General features: G+C 58.6%; 13 protein-coding genes. 12 read left to right on the top strand and 1 reads right to left on the bottom strand.

The annotated features are described in order from the left end of the window. Window positions 1–4 precede the first annotated feature (4 nt). From AALG83_08310 to AALG83_08290, 5 genes are all read left to right on the top strand, one after another. A complete protein-coding gene (locus AALG83_08310; protein MEY8383151.1) occupies window positions 5–1,156 on the top strand; it encodes a hypothetical protein in 1,152 nt (383 codons plus the stop codon). Next, window positions 1,156–2,520: a DNA repair protein RadA gene (gene radA, locus AALG83_08305; protein ID MEY8383150.1), complete on the top strand. Its 1,365-nt coding sequence runs from the start codon at window positions 1,156–1,158 to the stop codon at window positions 2,518–2,520. The genes AALG83_08310 and radA overlap by 1 nt, the downstream gene beginning before the upstream one ends. Before the next feature lie 593 nt (window positions 2,521–3,113). Continuing rightward, on the top strand, window positions 3,114–3,587 hold the full coding sequence (locus AALG83_08300) for a C-GCAxxG-C-C family protein (GenBank protein ID MEY8383149.1): 474 nt from the start codon (window positions 3,114–3,116) through the stop codon (window positions 3,585–3,587). A 106-nt stretch (window positions 3,588–3,693) separates the two neighbouring features. Further along, complete coding sequence (locus AALG83_08295) at window positions 3,694–5,295, top strand: hypothetical protein (GenBank protein MEY8383148.1); 1,602 nt, start codon at window positions 3,694–3,696, stop codon at window positions 5,293–5,295. Between the two features lie 60 nt (window positions 5,296–5,355). Further along, entirely contained in the window at window positions 5,356–5,691 is a 336-nt protein-coding gene (locus tag AALG83_08290; GenBank protein ID MEY8383147.1) for a hypothetical protein, read from the top strand. A gap of 215 nt (window positions 5,692–5,906) precedes the next feature. Here the strand turns inward: AALG83_08290 and AALG83_08285 are convergent, their stop codons facing one another. Continuing rightward, entirely contained in the window at window positions 5,907–6,281 is a 375-nt protein-coding gene (locus tag AALG83_08285) for a DUF1573 domain-containing protein (GenBank protein ID MEY8383146.1), read from the bottom strand. 171 nt (window positions 6,282–6,452) lie between these two features. On the opposite strand from AALG83_08285, the gene AALG83_08280 reads away from it, so the two are divergent. The 7 genes from AALG83_08280 (at window position 6,453) to fusA (ending at window position 19,447) form a co-directional block, all read left to right on the top strand. Beyond that, complete coding sequence (locus AALG83_08280) at window positions 6,453–7,532, top strand: PIN domain-containing protein (protein ID MEY8383145.1); 1,080 nt, start codon at window positions 6,453–6,455, stop codon at window positions 7,530–7,532. 528 nt (window positions 7,533–8,060) lie between these two features. Then, on the top strand, window positions 8,061–11,864 hold the full coding sequence (gene rpoB / locus AALG83_08275) for a DNA-directed RNA polymerase subunit beta (GenBank protein ID MEY8383144.1): 3,804 nt from the start codon (window positions 8,061–8,063) through the stop codon (window positions 11,862–11,864). Window positions 11,865–11,912: 48 nt separating this feature from the next. Next, on the top strand, window positions 11,913–15,488 hold the full coding sequence (gene rpoC, locus AALG83_08270) for a DNA-directed RNA polymerase subunit beta' (protein ID MEY8383143.1): 3,576 nt from the start codon (window positions 11,913–11,915) through the stop codon (window positions 15,486–15,488). A gap of 60 nt (window positions 15,489–15,548) precedes the next feature. Then, window positions 15,549–16,313, top strand: coding sequence for a hypothetical protein (locus AALG83_08265; protein ID MEY8383142.1), 765 nt, complete (start codon window positions 15,549–15,551; stop codon window positions 16,311–16,313). Between the two features lie 140 nt (window positions 16,314–16,453). Next, window positions 16,454–16,828: a 30S ribosomal protein S12 gene (gene rpsL, locus AALG83_08260; GenBank protein MEY8383141.1), complete on the top strand. Its 375-nt coding sequence runs from the start codon at window positions 16,454–16,456 to the stop codon at window positions 16,826–16,828. Between the two features lie 47 nt (window positions 16,829–16,875). Next, window positions 16,876–17,346, top strand: a complete 471-nt coding sequence (gene rpsG, locus AALG83_08255; GenBank protein MEY8383140.1) for a 30S ribosomal protein S7 — start codon at window positions 16,876–16,878, stop codon at window positions 17,344–17,346. A gap of 25 nt (window positions 17,347–17,371) precedes the next feature. Next, window positions 17,372–19,447: an elongation factor G gene (fusA, locus tag AALG83_08250; protein ID MEY8383139.1), complete on the top strand. Its 2,076-nt coding sequence runs from the start codon at window positions 17,372–17,374 to the stop codon at window positions 19,445–19,447. Window positions 19,448–19,562 lie beyond the last annotated feature (115 nt).

Genomic DNA, 19,562 nt, shown 5'->3' with positions numbered 1-19,562 from the left:
GCGTATGAAGCGGTTTCGCTCGGGTTGGAGCAAAAAAGGGCATATCAGCATGCAGGGGCAGAAGGACCATATGGGCCTGAAAATTGCCCTGCTTTGCGCTGCGCTTCTTTTGATTGCCGGGGCGGTCTATTATTTCGCCGTCCACCGCCCGCGCCAGCAGGAGAAAATTCCGGAAAGCGTGGATCCCAAGCCCTTTGTAGACCCGGCTTTGGGGGTCGGCTCGGAGGGCGCGGAGGATTGGAGCAATCTGCAAAAGGAGGCCGCCATCCGCTACAACACCATCAACGACCCCTTCCTGTTTGGCGGCGACATCGTCTTTTCCTCGACTTCCACCGCCAGCGGCACTGTGCTGTATAACCGCCTGGTGATCTATCACACAGAGCAGGGCGCCAGCGAGGAGATCAGCGTGCCCGTCAAATACGAGAATATCGCCTGGCTGCAAATGAGCGATCAGTATATCGTCTGGGTGGATTCTTCGCCCCGGGGCGGCGGGCGCGTCTGCGCCTACGACAGGCAGAAGGGCGAGTTTTTCGCCGTTAAGGATTATGTTTTCGCGCTGCCCCAGCTCAGCCTGGATGGGCACTACCTGGCCTTTTTGCAGCAGGCCGGCCAGGAGACAGACCGCCTCTATCTCTACGATCTGCAGGCCCGGGAGGGCGTAACGGTAAAAGTGTTTGAAAGCGTGCCCGAAACCTCCGGCGCTGTGCATATTCAAGACGGCATCTTGACGTACGCTGTCTCCTATACCGAGGGAGACCTGCTGAAGAGCCGGGTAACCCTGCTCTCCGTCGAGACGGGCCAGGAGCACACCTACGAGTGGGGCCGCTATATCTATGCGCCCAAAACCTCCGGCCGCTATACCGCCTTTCTCTCTTCGGCCACCGGCCCGGCAGACGATATCTATCTGAGCGAGAACGGCGAAGCGCCGCTGCTCATCGCCGAAGAGGTGGTCAACTACCGCATGGGCGACGGCTATCTGTGCTATACCAAAGACGGCAATCTCTATCTCTACGATTTCGAGACGGGCAAAACCGCCCAGCTCAACACCTCCATCTCCCGGGGTATGCTGGCCAGCGCCAGCGGCGGCGAGGTCTGCTGGTACGATGTGACCAGCGCAGGGGATGTGGACGTCGTCAAATATGCGAAGGTGAAGTAATGGCAAAGCAAAGAAGCTTTTATCAGTGCACGCAATGCGGCTATGAGTGCGCCAAGTGGATGGGCAAATGCCCGAACTGCGGCAGCTGGAACACGCTGGAGGAGCACCTTCCGGCAGAGGCCGCTCCGGCGCACCGCAGCGCCATGGGTTCGGGCGCATCCGGAGCCGCGCCGGGCAAATCCGTGCAGCTGCGGGAAATCGCGGGCACAAAAGCGCCCAGAAGAAAAACCGGCATCGGCGAGCTGGACCGCGTGCTGGGCGGCGGCATCGTGGCGGGCAGCGTTGTGCTGGCCGGGGGCGAGCCAGGCATCGGCAAATCCACGCTGTTTCTGCAGATGGCGGATCGGCTGGCCCAGGAGGCCAGCGTGCTCTATATCTCGGGCGAGGAATCCGGCGAGCAGGTGGCCATGCGCGCAGAGCGGCTGGGGCTGAACTCCCCGGTGAAGTTTTTGGCCGAGACCAATCTCTCGGTCATCCTGGCCACCATCCATCAGGAAAAGCCGGATTTTCTCATCATCGATTCCATCCAGACTATCTACCACGAGGAGATCACCTCCGCGGCGGGCAGCGTCAGCCAGGTGCGGGAGTGTGCCGCGGCGCTGGCGCGCATGGCCAAGAGCACGGGCACAGCCCTGTTTATCATCGGCCACGTCACCAAAGACGGCAACATCGCCGGCCCCCGGGTGCTGGAGCATCTGGTGGATACCGTGCTGTATTTCGAGGGCGAGCGGGCCAGCTCGTTCCGGATTCTGCGGGCAGTCAAAAACCGCTTTGGCTCGACCAACGAGATCGGCGTGTTCGATATGGGCGATCAGGGGATGCGGGAGGTGCCCAACCCCTCGGCCATTCTGCTGGGCAGCCGGGAAAAGGCTGTGCCCGGCGCCTGCATCTACTGCGCCCTGGAGGGGACGCGCCCAGTCATGCTGGAGGTGGAGGCGCTGGTCAGCGAGACCAGCTTCGGCACGCCCCGGCGCATGGCCGCCGGCGTGGATTACAACCGCATGAGCCTGATCATCGCCGTGCTGGAAAAGAAAATCGGCCTCAAGCTGTATAATCAGGATGTGTTCGTCAACGTGGGCGGCGGCATGAAGGTCGCAGAGCCCGCCCTGGATCTGGCGCTGGCCGCGGCCATCGTCAGCAGTTTCCGCAACCGCCCCATCCGGCCGGGGACCGTGCTCTTTGGCGAAATCGGCCTGACGGGGGAGATCCGGCATATCTCCCAGGCGGAGAAGCGGCTGGCCGAGGCGGCCCGCATGGGCATGGACCGGGCGATTCTGCCCAGCTCCAACGCCAAGGGCTTGCAGACGGATTTGGAGCTTGCCCCGGTGCGCACGCTCTCAGACGCTCTGGTACAGCTCTTCTGAAAAAAGCCCTTCCGGGGCTTTTTTTCTTTTGGGGGAAGGGAGAAGGGCAAGGGCGGCTGGTAAACATGGGGGCAAGCCCCCATACCCCATTGGCTAATTATAACGGATTCGTGCGGAAAGGGGCTTTGCGCGGGGAAGCAATGCCCGGATGCTGGGAATGCGGAGCCTGTTATTCCCGCCCGCGAAGCTGGAAGCCGGTTTGTCAGCGAATACATGCTCTCCCGTGATGTGCTCGGAGGGAGGCACCCGATGGCCAGAAGATGCGGCCTGCTACTCCTGCCCGCGAAGCTGCCCCCGATTGGCAGAACGGCGAAAACTGCCGGCTCCGCGCCTAAGGCCGCGGTTCAGCTCGCCGGCTGGCAAATGCCCGCATATTCTCTGCTTGCCGTGCGAATAAATCCCATCCTTAAAATAAGTAAGGGGGTATGGGGCGTAGCCCCATGTTTGCCCACCGCCCTTGACCTTTGCAGGGGCAGCGCAGAGAAGGCTTCCCCGCTCTTGCCCTTATCGCCCTTCCCGCGCAAATAAAAACGGGCTCCGGCGCAGAAATTTTGCCGTGCCGCCTCGAATCAAAGAATAGAAAGGTGAAAAAGATGAGTAAAACGGCGCAAACCAAATCGCAGAAAGCGAAACAGCTTTTTATAGAGGAGAAGTATAACTGCGCCCAGGCCGTGGCCTGTGCCTTCTGCCAGGAGCTGGGGCTGGAGCAGGCCAAAGCCCGGGCGCTGGCCTCCTGCTTTGGCGGAGGCATGGGGCGGCTGAGAGAGGTCTGCGGGGCGGTCTCGGGGGCGCTTCTGGTGCTGGGCGCGGCAGGCGGGGATTACGACCCGGCCGACCGCGCGGCCAAAGCGGCGCAGTATGGGCGGGTGCAGGAATTTGCCCGGCGCTTCCGCGAAAAAAACGGCAGCATCGTCTGCCGGGAGATGCTGGGCCTGCGGGCAGGGCAGCAGGATGCCCCAGCTCCCAGCGCGCGCACCAAGGCCTATTATGCCGGCCGGCCCTGCGCGGAAATCGTGGCCAGCGCGGCGGAAATTTTACAGCAGATGCTGGAGGAGCAGGGCGAGTAGCGCCGCAAAGGGCAGAATGAAAATCCGGGACGCTTTTTTTCAAAATAAGAAAATATCCGTGCTGCCGTCAGAGAGCCGGCTGCTCCTGTTTTTTGCGCCGCCAAAAGTGAATCAAAAGGTTGTCCCGCTGCTGCCCTTGCCGCCTGGGCCCGAAAAAGGCAGAGAGGATGCCGTCTGGCGGCAGATGGAGCGGGCAGTTAAGGAAAATGGCTTTATGCCTTCCCCTTTCTATTTTCAATACCCCTCCGGCGCACGGGTTTTGGCAGATGGCGCGGGAGATATGGATTGGATTTGGGGGCCAAAGGAGAAACGAAAGCCGGGCAACTATGCAAGATTGTTTCGTGCCCTGCGTTATCTGCGCGCAGGCCGGGAGATGGAGGCGAAATGGGCCCTGCAAGATATTCTGCCTTTTTCCGGTATCCAGCGCTATTTGGATGGCATGAGCGACTGGATATGGAAGCACAGGAGCTTTCTTTGCAAAAATGGTGCAAATTTTTGCTGGAATCAGCTTTGGGACAGCCTGGATCCGCGGCTGGTGCAGTTTTCTCTCTGGTATCTTTGCTTTTACAGAAAAAACTATGAAGAATATCTGCGCAAAATTGTGCCCTTCCTCTCTCAGTGCGGGGCGTTTACAGTGCAGTGCCTGCGCATCATCAGCGAATGGGAAGACGCGCAGGATCTCATTTTCAGAATTGCCCGATGCTCAAAAGATTATGCCCGGTATGCGGCGATTTGCTATTTGAAGCCGGAAACGCCGGGTGCGCAGGACTGGCTGATTCGCCGGGCCCCGAAGGATACGCGGATGCCCATGGATTTTGCACTTCTTTGCGCGCAAAAGGGCGATCTGGATGGCCGCCTGGCGCAGGAGCAGATTTCCCGGGAGGATTTTGCCGGCGCGGGCAAATTGCTCGCGCGCCTGATACCCGGCGATGCGCCCTATCGAAATCTCTGCGATCTCAAAGGGAGCGCAGTCGTGCTGAAAAACTATCTGCGCCATGCCAGGGTTTATGCCAAAACACTGGAGGATTTCGATGTCGTCTCGGATATTTACTGGACAACGCAATACTATACCTATCAAAACCTTGAGTTAAAAGGAGAGGTGAGCCAAGCCAGCTTGGCGCTGCTGAAGAGCCCGCGCTGCCTGGCGCTGCTTGAGCCGAAAATGGTGGAGGGAAATCGCGTCGCCTACTATATCGCCCAGCAGATCGGTATGCCCTATCAGAGGCGGGCAATGCGCCAAATCCAGCTGAATTTTTGGCAAAATTATCGCCTGGCGGATTTTTTGCTGCCCAGGCATTATGTGCAAGAGCTTCTGGCCGTGTTTGAGCAGCGCCTGCCCGTGCAAATGCTGCGGTATCATAAACGCCGGCCGAAGCGTTCCCAAATAGAGCAAGAATGGATGAGCCGCACCCAGGCCGCCCTGGGCTATATCCTGGGTAAACTGCAAAATCTTCCGGGAAAAGGTGAAGAACTGCTGCTGGGCGGCATCCGGAGCATCTATATCGAGCATCGGGAGCAGGCTTTGGTCGCGCTGGAAAAATGGGAAACAATTCCGAAAAAGCTTCAGCTTTGGCTCCGGCAGGCCGAGCGCTATGGCTATCATCTGCCCGGCGAGAAGGAGCGGCGGCACCGCCTGCGCGTCTTAGCTGGGCTCGAAGAGCCCGCCCCAAAAGAGGATCCGCCGCAGGAGCAAACGCAGGGCGAGTAACTTGCGTTCAAACCCTGCCAGGGAGCATCGGCTCATTCAAACTGTTTTGGAGGGGTACCCATGAAGTATTTTATCACCGAAGCGGCGCGCGGCGCGTCTGGAAGCACGGCCTATTTTGAGTTTCAAAAAGGAAGGTACGGCGGCGAGTGCTGGAAAAAGGATTCTCTCTGCATCAGCGCCGGGCGCTGGGATGCGCTTTCTCTGACGGAGCTGCTTGCCCAGGTTTTTCCCGCCTTCGATTGCTATGGCGTGACGATTGTCTGCCGCGGGCAGTGGGAACGGGTGCGCCGCCTTGCCCGGGCTGTGCCGGAATGGGAGCAGGCGATGGGAGAGCTTGATGCCTGGGCGGATGCCTGCTTTGAAAAGCAGGAGGCTTTTTCTATCCTTGGCATATAGCGCAATGGCAATTCCCGCGCCAAAAAAAGAAGGCACAGCCTGCCGCCGCGCAAATTCTCTCCTTCTGCGCGCTTTTTTTAATTCCCTCAAAAAGGGGGTATGGGGGCGATGCCCCAATGGCTAAGAAAGGCCTTTTTTCCATTGCCTTTGCCCCATCCAATAATAATTCTCGAAACACAAAAAGAGCGCCACAGGGCGCTCTTTTTCTTGCTCTTTTATTTGAGCGAGTAATCCCCCAGGGCGAAGAGCGTCTGCTTTTCCTTGAGCATGACGTCGTAAATCGAGAGCCCGAGGGCGTTGCACATGGCGGCGTGGTAGAAGAGCACGTCGCCCATCTCCTTTTCGATGGCCTCCCGGCAGTTTTTGCAGAGCTTGCCCGAGACGTTGGTCTTGGCCTGGCCCTCCCGCTTCTTGCCCGAAAGCGAGATGCAGCCGCACTGCGTTGCCGCCTTGGTGACGGCGCGGTTGAGCCGGCCGGCGGCAGTCTGGTATTTGCTCATGGTGTCCAGCAGGTTCTTATTGCGGTCCACATATTCTTCGACGACGATCTGAAAATCTTCCGCCATAATATCGTTTAAATTGATAGCCAATGCCCTTCCTCCGAGAATAAAAGTTAAGTTTATTATAGGCGGCGCCTGGGGAAAATGTCAAACGCGGCCGGGGCGGAAATTGTGAATTTCCTAAAAACCGCCCTTTGCTGTGGTTGACACCGCCCCGCCGGGCAGGTATGATCAAGTAAGGTCAAGAAAAAGGAGCAGCCTGTGAAAAACCTTCTGAGAACCGCTGTCGCGATTGCCGGCATTGCCATCGGGCCCAGCCTTGTGGTGGCGGCGTTTGAGTTTATCGATAATTTTGCGCATATCAACCTCTATGAGCTGATGCATCCGTGGGCCAGCGTGGCCATTTTGGTGATCAGCGCCATCGTGTTTGGCGTGTTGTTTCTGCTGCTTTCCCGGCCGATCGCGGATGAAATCGTGCGCGGCTGTACGCAGCTCTCCCGGCATATCTCGAGGGCCCCGGCCAAAACCATCGTCGTGGGCACGGTGGGGCTGCTGGTCGGCCTGCTGGTGGCGTTTCTGCTCTCCTGGCCGCTAGACAAACTGCAAATCCCCTGGATCGTCATGACGGTCAATATCATCCTCTATGTGGTCTGCGCTTATCTGGGCGTGAGCATCGCGATCAAAACCGGGGAAAAACTGCATCTGCGCGGGGAAGAGACGGGCGGCGCGCAGAGCCAGCCGGCGCCCGGCCCGAAAATTCTGGATACCAGCGTCATCATCGACGGCCGCATTTTCGATATCTGCAAAACCGGCATCCTGGAAGGAAAAATCGTCATCCCGGAATTCGTGCTATCCGAGCTGCGCCATGTGGCGGATTCGGCAGACGCCCTGCGCCGCGGCAAGGGCAGAAGGGGCCTGGATATTCTGGGGAAAATACAGCGGGAGCTGGAAATTCCCGTGGAAATCTCCCGGACGGACTGGGAAGACCTCTCCGAGGCGGATGCCAAGCTGCTGCGGCTGGCCAGGGAACTAGGCGGCAAGATTGTAACCAACGATTTTAACCTCAATAAGGTGGCGGCGGTGCAGGGCATCCCTGTGCTCAATATCAACGAGCTGGCCGGCGCCGTCCGGCCCGTGCTGCTGCCCGGCGAGGTCATCACCGTGCGCGTCATCAAAGAGGGGAAGGATGCCGCCCAGGGCGTCGCCTATCTGGACGACGGCACCATGGTCGTGGTGGAAAACGGCGGCGGGCGCATTGGCGAACAGTTCGCCGTAACCGTAACCAGCGCACTGCAAACCGCAGCCGGCCGCATGATCTTCGCCAGAGACGAACAAGCATAACAAGGCCAGGCCCATGCCTGGCTTTTTAGTGTCATAAAAGTGTAGTAGTTAGAGAGCAATTCACTCTGGCATCTACACTTATTTTATTGGGAGAGAAAAAAGACGGCGTGTTGCGCGCCGCCCTGATGAAAACAGGCGGCAGAGTTTTGTGCTCTGCCCGCCTGTTTTTTCTGCCCGAAAAGACGCGCAAAACCGGCCGCTTCAAATTGTAAACAATTTGTGAATAATCGCGAAAAACTTCGCGTTTTCCCGGCGCATCCGCCCCAAAATGTAAATAAATTCGCAAAAACCTGCAAAAACCCGGCTTTCGCGCCCGAAAAGTGTTGACACCCGGGCGCTGTGATGCTATTTTAGACTATACTGCATAAATGCGCCCTGCGCGGTTTTCGGCCTTTTTCGAGGCCCGCGCAAAGGGCATGGCAAAGGGCTTTCCCGCCGCTTTTTTGGGCGGAGAGAGCGCATCCAAATGGTCTAGTTTTGATAGAGTAACGATATAGGGAGTGAGTGGTAACTATGGTGCATGAAGGTATGGTGCATGAGGTCAAGGCAGGGCTCTCCACGCGGCAGAGCTTTTCCAAAATCAAAGAGGTTTTGGAAGTGCCGGATCTCATCGAGATCCAGAAGGATTCCTATGAGCGGTTTCTGCGCGAGGGCCTCAAAGAGGTTCTGAGCGACATTTCCCCGATCACAGATTATTCCGAAACCCTAGTTTTGGAGTTTGTGGACTACCGCATCCTGGAAACGCCTAAATACGATGTGGAGGAATGCAAGGAGCGGGACGTCAACTACGCCGCGCCGCTCAAAGTCAGCGTCCGCCTCATCAATAAGGAGACGGGCGAAGTCAACGTCCAGGAAGTGTTCATGGGCGATTTCCCGCTGATGACCGAGCGGGGCACGTTCATCATCAACGGCGCAGAGCGCGTCATCGTCAGCCAGCTGGTCAGAAGCCCGGGCGTCTATTTCGATACCGCCAAGGATAAGACGGGCAAAGATCTCTTCAGCTCCACCGTCATCCCAAACCGCGGCGCGTGGCTGGAGTTCGAGACGGATTCCAACGATATCATGTGGGTCCGGGCAGACCGCACGAGAAAGCTGCCGGCGACCGTTCTGGTCCGGGCCATGGGCCTTGGGACGGACGAGGAGATCCGCGCTTTCTTCGGCGAGGACGAAGTGCTGGAGGCGACGTTTAAGAAGGATACCGCCGTTTCCCAGGAAGACGGCCTTTTAGAGATCTACCGCCGTCTGCGCCCGGGCGAGCCGCCCACAGTCGAGAGCGCGAGCCAGCTTGTGCAGTCCCTTTTCTTCGATCCCAAGCGGTATGACCTGGCGCGGGTAGGCCGCTATAAATTCAATAAGAAACTTTCGCTGGCGCATCGGATTGAGAATCAGACCGCCGCGGAGAATATCATCAATGCCGAGACGGGCGAAGCGCTGGTCATGGCAGGCGAGAAGATTTCCCAGGAAACCGCGCGGCAGATTCAGAACGCCGGCATCAATTCCGTCAAGCTGGCCATGGGCGAGGAGACGGCAGTCGTCATCGGCAACCACTTTGTGGACGCCGCGGCTTATCTGCCCTTCGATCCCCTGCTGGCCGAGCTCAATGAGCAGGTCTACTACCCGGCGCTTAAGGAAATTCTGGACGAAAACCTGGGCGAAGAGGAGCTCAAAGCGCGCCTGATTTCCGCGCACAGCGCCCTCATCCCCAAGCACATCATGGTGGAAGATATGTTCGCCGCCTTCAGCTATATGCTGGGCCTGCGCTTTGGCCTGGGCGAGACGGACGATATCGACCATCTGGGCAACCGCCGCGTCCGCTCTGTGGGCGAGCTGCTGCAAAACCAGCTGCGCGTCGGCCTCTCCCGGCTGGAGAGAGTCGTCAGAGAGCGCATGTCCATCCAGGATCTCGAGCATGCGACGCCTTCGGCGCTCATCAATATCCGCCCGGTAACGGCGGCAGTCAAGGAGTTCTTCGGTTCCTCCCAGCTCTCCCAGTTCATGGACCAGACCAACCCGCTGGCCGAGCTGACGCACAAGCGCCGTCTTTCGGCTCTGGGCCCGGGCGGCCTCAATCGCGACCGCGCCAGCTTCGAAGTGCGCGACGTACACCACTCGCACTACGGCAGAATGTGCCCGATCGAATCGCCGGAAGGCCCGAATATCGGCCTGATCAGCTCGCTGTCGACGTACGCGCGGGTCAACGAATACGGCTTTATCGAGACGCCGTACCGCGTCGTGGATAAGCAGACGGGCTGCGTCACCAGCGAAATCCGCTATATGACGGCAGACGAAGAGGATAAATACGTCATCGCCCAGGCAAACGAGCCCATCGATGCCCAGGGCCATTTCGTCAGCGCCCGCATCACCTGCCGCGACCTGGATAAATTCGTGGAAGTTTCCCCGGATCATGTGGACTTTATGGACGTTTCGCCCAAGCAGCTCATTTCCGTGGGCACGGGCATGATCCCCTTCCTGGAAAACGACGACGCCAACCGCGCGCTCATGGGCTCCAACATGCAGCGCCAGGCAGTTCCGCTGCTCATTCCCGAATCCCCCATCGTGGGCACGGGCATCGAGGGCAAAGCGGCCTACGACTCGGGCGTGCTCGTCAAGAGCAAGCAGAATGGCTTTGTAAAGAGCGTCTCTGCAGACCGCATCGAGGTTCAGGATACCGAGGGCGAGGTCCATACCTATAAACTCATCAAATACTCCCGCTCCAACCAGGGTACCTGCATCAACCAGCTGCCCCTGGTGCATAAAGGCCAGCCGGTTTCGGTGGGCGATGTGCTGGCAGACGGCCCCTCCACGCAGAAGGGCGAGATCGCGCTGGGCAAAAACATCCTCATGGGCTTTATGACGTGGGAAGGCTATAACTACGAGGACGCTGTGCTCATCTCCGAGCGCCTGGTCAAAGACGACGTCTTCACCTCCATCCATATTGAGGAATACGAGGCGCAGGCCCGGGATACCAAGCTTGGGCCGGAAGAGATCACCCGGGATATTCCCAACGTCGGCGCAGAGGCGCTCAAAGATCTGGATGCCTCGGGCATCATCCGCATTGGCGCGGAAGTGCGCAGCGGCGATATTCTGGTGGGCAAAGTAACGCCCAAGGGCGAGACCGAGCTGACGGCGGAAGAGCGCCTGCTCCGGGCTATCTTTGGCGAGAAGGCCAGAGAAGTGCGCGATACCTCCCTGCGCGTGCCGCACGGCGAGGCGGGCATCGTGGTGGACGTCAAGATTTTCACCAGAGAGGATAAGGATGAGCTGACGGCCGGCGTCAACAAGCTGGTGCGCGTGTATATCGCCCAGAAACGCAAAATCTCGGTGGGCGACAAGATCGCAGGCCGCCACGGCAACAAGGGTGTCATCTCCCGGGTGCTCCCGGTGGAGGATATGCCCTTCCTGCCGGATGGCACGCCGCTGGATATCGTGCTAAACCCGCTGGGCGTTCCTTCGCGTATGAATATCGGGCAGGTGCTGGAAGTGCATCTGGGCCGTGCGGCAAAAGCCCAGGGCTGGAAAATCGCAACCCCCGTTTTCGACGGCGCCTCCGAGGAGGATATCGAGGAGCTGCTGGCCGCCTCCGGCCTCTCGCCGGACGGCAAAACCGTGCTCTACGACGGCAGATCCGGCGAACCCTTTGAGAACCGCGTAACCGTCGGCTATATGTATATCTTAAAGCTGCACCACCTGGTAGACGACAAGATCCACGCCCGTTCTACCGGCCCCTACTCCCTGGTTACCCAGCAGCCGCTGGGCGGCAAGGCGCAGTTCGGCGGCCAGCGCTTCGGCGAGATGGAAGTCTGGGCGCTGGAAGCTTACGGCGCCGCCAATACCCTGCAGGAGATTCTCACCGTCAAGTCCGACGATATCGTCGGCCGCGTCAAGACGTATGAGGCCATCGTCAAGGGCGAGAATATCCCCGAGCCCATGGTGCCCGAATCCTTCAAAGTGCTCATCAAGGAACTGCAAAGCCTGTGCCTGGATGTCAAAGTGCTGGGCGAGGGCAACGAGGAGCTGGAAATCCGCGAATCCGACGGCGACGACGTCCAGCTGGATGTCAACATCGAGGGCAACGAGGATGAGAAGGGCGCGCCTTCCGGCCAGGAAGATCCGCTGGACGACCTCAGTCTGGACGATATCGACTTCCAGAGCCTCGGCTCCATTCTGGACGATGCCGACGAGGGCGACATGGAAGACGACGACTTGGATGAAGAGCCGACGGAAGACGACCTGCTCTCCAGCATCCTGGATACCGACCTGGAGGAGGAAGATCTCGACGATCTCCTGCCCGCGCTGGATGGAGACGACCTGGACTTTTCGGACGACGAATAGGCAAAGAGCCCGAAATTCTTTAGATAATAGAAAGGGAGTGTAGTTTCCTTGTTTGAACTCAATACATTTGATTCCATGCAGATTGGCCTTGCGTCGCCTGAGAAAATAAGAGAATGGTCCCACGGCGAGGTGAAAAAACCCGAAACCATCAACTACCGCACATTAAAGCCGGAGAAAGACGGCCTGTTCTGCGAGCGCATCTTCGGGCCGACCAAAGACTGGGAATGCCATTGCGGCCGCTATAAGCGCATCCGCCATAAGGGCATCGTCTGCGAGAAGTGCGGCGTCGAGGTAACCCGGGCGAAAGTGCGCCGGGAGCGCATGGGCCATATCGAGCTGGCCGCGCCTGTCTCGCATATCTGGTATTTTAAGGGCATCCCCTCCCGGATGGGCCTGCTGCTGGATATGTCGCCCCGGGCGCTGGAAAAAGTGCTCTATTTCGCGTCTTTCATCGTTACGGACCCCGGCGATACGACGCTGGAATACAAACAGCTTCTGACGGATAAGGAATACCGGGAAGCCCAGGAGAGCTTTGGCGCAGATGCGTTTAAGGCCGGCATGGGCGCCGAGGCCGTCAAAGAGCTGCTCAAAAAAGTGGATCTGGAGGCCGAGTGCGAGGCGCTGCGCCGGGATCTGGAGAGCTCCTCCGGCCAGAAGCGCATGCGCGCCATCAAGCGCCTGGAAGTAGTGGAGGCGTTCCGCAAATCCGGCAATAAGCCCGAATGGATGATCCTGGAATGCGTCCCGGTTATCCCGCCAGAAATCCGCCCGATGGTTCCGCTGGACGGCGGCCGCTTCGCCACCTCGGATCTCAACGACCTCTACCGCAGAGTCATCAACAGAAATAACCGCCTCACCCGCCTGCTGCAATTAAAAGCGCCGGATATCATCGTCCGCAACGAAAAGCGCATGCTCCAGGAAGCGGTGGACGCGCTCATCGATAACGGCCGCCGGGGCCGCCCGGTAACGGGCGCCGGCAACCGCGCGCTCAAATCTCTCTCGGATATGCTGCGCGGCAAGCAGGGCCGCTTCCGGCAGAACCTGCTGGGCAAGCGCGTCGACTATTCCGGCCGAAGCGTTATCGTCGTGGGCCCCGAGCTCAAGATGAGCCAGTGCGGCCTGCCCAAGGAGATGGCGCTGGAGCTGTTCAAGCCCTTCGTCATGAAAAAGCTGACGGATGAAGGCCTGGCGCACAATATCAAGAGCGCCAAGCGCATGGTGGAGAAAGTGCGTCCCGAGGTTTGGGATGTGCTGGAAGAAGTCATCAAGGGCCACCCCGTGCTCTTAAACCGCGCGCCGACGCTGCACCGCCTGGGCATCCAGGCATTCGAGCCCATGCTGGTGGAAGGCCGGGCCATCAAGCTGCATCCGCTGGCCTGCACCGCCTATAATGCCGACTTCGACGGCGACCAGATGGCTGTGCACGTCCCGCTTTCCGTGGAAGCCCAGAGCGAAGCGCGCTTCCTGATGCTGGCGGCCAACAACATCTTAAAACCGCAGGATGGCAAGCCTGTCGTCTCCCCGACGCAGGATATGGTCATCGGCTCGTACTACCTGACGATTCTAAAGCCCGGCGCCAAGGGCGAGGGCAGCGTGTTCGCTTCGCCGGATGAGGCAATCCTGGCCTACAATACGCACAATATCGATATGCAGGCCATCATCAAAGTCCGGGTAACGCGGGAAGTGAACGGCGAGCAGAAGACGGGCATCATCGAAACTTCCGCTGGCCGCATCATCTTCAACCAGGCCATCCCCCAGAACCTGGGGTATCTGGATCGCAGCATCCCGGGCAACGAACTGCAATACGAAGTCAACGAAGTCGTGGGCAAAAAGCAGCTGGGCAAGATCGTAGACTACTGCTTCTCCGCCCTTGGGGCGACGGAAACCAGCCATGTTCTGGATAAGATCAAGGCGCAGGGCTTCCACTATTCCACCATCGGCGCCATCACGGTTTCGGTTTCGGATATCAACATCCCGAAGGAGAAGAAGGAATACATCGCCGAGGCAGAGGCGCGCATCACCAAGATCGACCGGCAGTATCAGCGCGGCTTCCTCACAAACAAAGAGCGCAAGGAAAACGCCGTCAACGTCTGGACCGAGACGACCAACAAGGTTACGGCGGCGCTGGAATCCAATCTGGACGATTTCAACCCCATCAACATGATGGCCAGATCCGGCGCCCGCGGCAGCATCAACCAGATCCGCCAGCTGGCCGGCATGCGCGGCCTGATGGCAGACCCTTCCGGCGAGATCATCGAGGTTCCCATTCGCGCGAACTTCCGCGAAGGTCTGACGGTTCTGGAGTTCTTCATCTCCTCCCACGGCGCCAGAAAGGGCCTTGCCGATACCGCTCTTAGAACGGCAGACTCGGGCTACCTGACCAGAAGACTTGTCGACGTTTCGCACAACGTCATCGTCCGGGAGGACGACTGCTTCGCCCGCCTGGGCGAGGAAGTCCAGGGCATGTGGGTTTCGGATCTGTATAGCGGCGGCAACGTGGTCGAGCCGCTGGCAGACCGCATCCGCGGCCGCGTCTCGGTGGATGAAATCCGCGATCCCGCAACGGGCGAAGTCATCGTAGGCAAAAACGCCCCCATCGATGCGATTCAGGCAGATAGAATCGTCAAGGCGGGCATCAAGAAAGTGCAGATCCGCACGATCCTCACCTGCAAGAGCGAGCACGGCGTCTGCGCCAAGTGCTACGGCGCCAATATGGCGACCGGCCTTCCCGTGGATATCGGCGAGGCCGTGGGCGTCATCGCGGCGCAGTCCATCGGCGAGCCGGGCACGCAGCTGACCATGAGAACCTTCCATACGGGCGGCGTCGCCACGGCAGACGATATCACCCAAGGTCTGCCGCGTGTCGAAGAGCTGTTCGAGGCCAGAAAGCCCAGAGGCCAGGCCGTCATCTCGGAAGTGGGCGGCACGGTATCCGTCAGCGACGTCAAGAAGAAGCGGGAAGTGTTCGTTACCCCCGAGCACGGCGAGACTGCCGTCTATACCATCCCCTACGGCTCCCGCATGGCCGTGCAGGATGGAGACGTCATCGAGGCGGGCGATTCGCTCACCGAAGGTTCCATCAACCCGGCGGATATCCTGAAAATCAAGGGCATCAAGGGCGTGCAGAGCTATCTGCTCAGCGAGGTGCAGATGGTCTACCGCATGCAGGGCGTTGAGATTTCGGATAAACACCTGGAAGTCATCATCCGCCAGATGCTCAGAAAGTGCAAGATAGACGATGCCGGCGATACAGACCTGCTCACAGGCGAAACTGTGGATATTTTCCGCTTCGAGGCGGAAAACGAGCGCATGGCGCGGGAAGGCGGCCGCCCGGCGGTTGCTTCCAGAATCCTGCTCGGCATCACCAAGGCCGCCCTCTCGACGGAATCCTTCCTCTCGGCCGCTTCCTTCCAGGAGACGACCCGGGTGCTGACGGATGCCGCCATCAAGGGCAAGGTGGATAGCCTCTCCGGCCTCAAGGAGAATATCATCATCGGCAAGCTCATCCCCGCGGGCACGGGCCTCAAGCGCTATAAGAACATCGAGGCCGTCAAGAATGTCCCGAATGAGCAGATTGCCGGCCAGCTTTCCGGGGCGGAAGCGCCGCAGGAAGAGCTGGCATAGCAAATAGGAGCGCCCGGCCGGGCATCCCCGGCCGGGAAGCGCTCAAATGGGAGAAGAAATATGGCAGATAAAATCAGCAAGGTCTGCGAGATCAAAGGCGAGCCTGCCTGCGAATTTCTGGGAAGCGACGGCTGCGAACACTGCACGCTGTATAAGCAGAATGTCCGGCAGTTCGAGCGCAGAAAAATCAACGACATCTGGAAGGTAACGCTGGGCAATTTGCCGGCAGATGTGGATAAATTCCACGAATCCGAGGAATGCTTCTTCTGTAAGAAGGAGCACAAGGGCAAGCGGGAAGCCTATGCCATCGCGGAAATCGCGCATCCCGAGCCCGCCCACGAGACGGGCGAAGCCTTTGGCCTGGGCCAGAAGGTGCGCCGGCCGGTGGGCTCCATGATCCAGGTGCCCGTGGCCGTCTGCAAAGACTGCAAGCGCCGCCTGAATACGCTGGATAACCTCCGGTTCATCGGCATGATCATCGGCCTGGCTCTGGGCATTTTCGTCCTTTGGCTCATTCGGAATGCGGAATTTCTGACGAACAACGGCGAATTCACTTCCACGCTCATCCTGCTGCTGCTCATCGCGCTGGGCTACCAGGGCGGCAAGCTGTATCAGAAGGCGCTGGCGCGCAAATATGAGAAGCAGATGTATCTGCAGTTTTTCGATTTGCCCGAGGCAAAGGAACTGGCCGATCTCGGCTGGTTTGCCCAAAACGAGAAAACCCGGGGCAAAGTGTTCGTCAAAAAAGAGAAACCCCGGAAAAATTTCCGCTTTATTCCCGGGCAGGGGGCGCCGGAGCAAGGCGAATCCCAAGGGAAAATGTAGTTGACAATGCCGGCAGCGAAATGCTAGAATATTATTTGGCTTCTTTTGTGCTGCCGCAAGGAAAAAAGGTTCCCCGCGGGTTGCAGTGGGAATTTCAGATAAAATAACGATTGTTTACTTAGGAGGTAAAGAGGTAGAATATGCCTACGATTAACCAGCTGATCAAAAAAGGAAGAAAAACGATTGAAGATAAAAGCAAATCGCCGATTCTGCAGCAGTGCCCGCAAAAGCGCGGCGTCTGCACCGCAGTGCGTACGATGACGCCCAAGAAGCCGAACTCGGCGCTGCGCAAAATCGCCCGTGTCCACCTTGTAAACGGCATGGAAGGTACGGTCTATATCCCCGGCATCGGCCATAACCTGCAGGAGCACTCCGTTGTCCTCATCCGCGGCGGCAGAGTGAAGGATCTGCCTGGTGTGCGCTATCACATCATCCGCGGCACGCTGGATGCAGCAGGCGTCAGCAACCGCAAGCAGAGCCGCAGCCTGTACGGCGCCAAGAAGCCCAAGAACTAAGGCTTTTCGCGCAGTCTAAAATTTGAATTATCACAAGGAGGAAGACCATGCCAAGACGTGGTGGAGTAGCAAAGCGGGAAGTTATTGCAGACCCGATTTATAAAAGCAAAGTTGTGACCAAGCTGATCAACCAGATCATGCTGGACGGCAAGCGCGGAACCGCGCAGCGCATCTGCTATGATGCGTTCGAGATCATCGAAGAGAAGACGGGCAAAGACCCCATGGAAGTGTTTGAGGCAGCCATGGAAAACATCATGCCTGTTCTGGAAGTCAAGGCGCGCCGGGTTGGCGGCGCGACGTACCAGGTGCCTATCGAAGTGCGCCCCGAGAGAAGACAAACCCTCGCCATCCGCTGGCTGGTGATGTTCTCGGGCAAGAGAGGCGAGCGCACCATGCGCGAGCGCGTGGCCGCAGAGATTATGGATGCCGCAAACAACACCGGCTCCAGTGTCAAGCGCAAAGAGGATATGCACAAGATGGCCGAGGCCAACAGAGCGTTTGCGCATTACCGTTGGTAGCGGCTGCTAGGAAAGGAGCTTAGTAGTGTCCAAAGAATTCCCATTAGATAAAATTAGAAATATCGGCATCATGGCCCATATCGACGCGGGCAAAACCACGACGACCGAGCGTATTCTGTTCTATACCGGCCGGACGTATAAAATCGGCGAGGTGCACGATGGCGCCGCGACGATGGACTGGATGGAGCAGGAGCAGGAGAGAGGCATCACGATTCAGTCTGCCGCAACGACTGCCGAGTGGAAGGGCCACCGCATCAACATCATCGATACTCCCGGACACGTGGACTTCACGGTCGAGGTTGAGCGTTCCCTGCGCGTGCTGGACGGCGCTGTCGCCGTGTTCTGCGCAAAGGGCGGCGTTGAGCCCCAGTCCGAGACGGTTTGGCGCCAGGCCGAGGGCTATGGCGTTCCTCGCCTCTGCTATGTCAATAAGATGGATATCATGGGCGCGGATTTCTACAACGTCGTCGATATGATCGTCGACAGACTGGGCGCGAACCCGGTTCCGCTGCAGCTGCCCATCGGCAAAGAGGCTGATTTTATCGGCATTGTCGACCTGATCAACATGAAGGCCGATCTCTATGATACTGACGATGCTACCGGCGCCAAGTTCGACGTCGTGGATGTCCCGGCGGATATGCTGGAGCAGGCCAAGGAATACCGCGAGAAACTGGTCGAGGCGGCTGCCGAAGCCAGCGACGAGCTGATGGAGAAATTCTTTAACGGCGAGGAGCTCACGAGAGAAGAGATCATTGCGGGCCTGAGAAAGCGCACGATTGCCGGCGAGATCGTCCCGGTCTGCTGCGGCTCTTCCTACCGCAACAAAGGCGTTCAGCCCATGCTGGACTATGTCGTCGAGCTGCTGCCCTCCCCGCTGGATGTCCCGGCTATCACGGGCACCATCCCGGGCACGGAAGACGAGGATTCCCGTCCCGCAGATTACGACGCCCCCTTCTCTGCCCTGGCTTTCAAAATCATGGCAGACCCGTTCGTGGGCAAGCTGGCCTTCTTCCGGGTATACTCGGGCAAGCTGGCCGCCGGCTCCTATGTCTATAACTCCACGAAGGACAGAAGAGAGCGCCTTGGCCGTATCGTCAAGATGCACGCCAACCATAGAGAAGAAGTCGAAGAGGTTATGGCCGGCGATATCGCCGCAGCCGTCGGCCTCAAAGACGTGGGCACGGGCGATACCCTCTGCGATGAGAAGAATCCCATCATCCTGGAGTCCATGGTGTTCCCGGATCCGGTTATCCGCGTCGCCATCGAGCCCAAAACCAAAGCCGGCCGCGATAAGATGGGCGTTGCCCTGATGAAGCTGGCCGAGGAAGACCCGACCTTCAAGGCCTATACAGACGAGGAGACGGGCCAGACCATCATCGCCGGCATGGGCGAGCTGCATCTGGAAATTATCGTCGATCGTCTGCTCAGAGAGTATAAAGTCGAAGCGACGGTGGGCGCGCCTCAGGTTGCATACCGCGAGACCATCACCAAAGCAGTCGATTCCGAAGGCAGATACGTCCGCCAGTCCGGCGGCCGCGGTCAGTTCGGTCATTGTAAACTGCACGTCGAGCCCCAGGAGCCGGGCGCTGGCTACGAGTTCGTCAACGCCATCGTCGGCGGCGCAATCCCCAAGGAATATATCCCCAGCATCGATGCCGGTATCCAGGAAGCGGCCAAGAGCGGCATTCTGGGCGGCTACGAAGTGGTAGACTTCAAGGTTACGCTGGTGGATGGCTCCTACCACGAGGTCGACTCCTCCGAAATGGCATTCAAGATCGCCGGCTCCATGGGCATCAAGGCCGCCTTCGAAAAGGCCGCCTGCACGCTGCTCGAGCCGATGATGAAAGTCGAAGTCGTCGTTCCGGATGAATATCTGGGCGATGTCCTGGGCAACATCAATGCAAGAAGAGGCCGCGTCGAGGGCACGGAACAGCGCGGCAACTCGCAGACGATCCGCGGCATGGTTCCGCTCTCCGAGATGTTTGGCTACGCGACAGACCTGCGCTCCAGAACGCAGGGCCGCGGCAACTACACCATGCAGTTCTCGCACTATGAGCCTGTCCCCAAGAACGTCGCAGAAAAGGTTACTGGCAAGAAATAAGCGCCAGAAAAGAATAATAAAATTCTCAGTTTAAGTTTAAAGGAGAAAGAGAATGGCAAAGGAAGTATTTCAGAGAAATAAACCGCATGTCAACATCGGAACGATCGGGCACGTA

It is taken from the genome of Christensenellaceae bacterium 44-20 (assembly GCA_041223705.1).
Taxonomy (GTDB): domain Bacteria; phylum Bacillota; class Clostridia; order Christensenellales; family Christensenellaceae; genus QANA01.
Note: the sequence above shows the minus strand (reverse complement) of the source record. Positions and strands in the feature narration are given on the sequence as shown.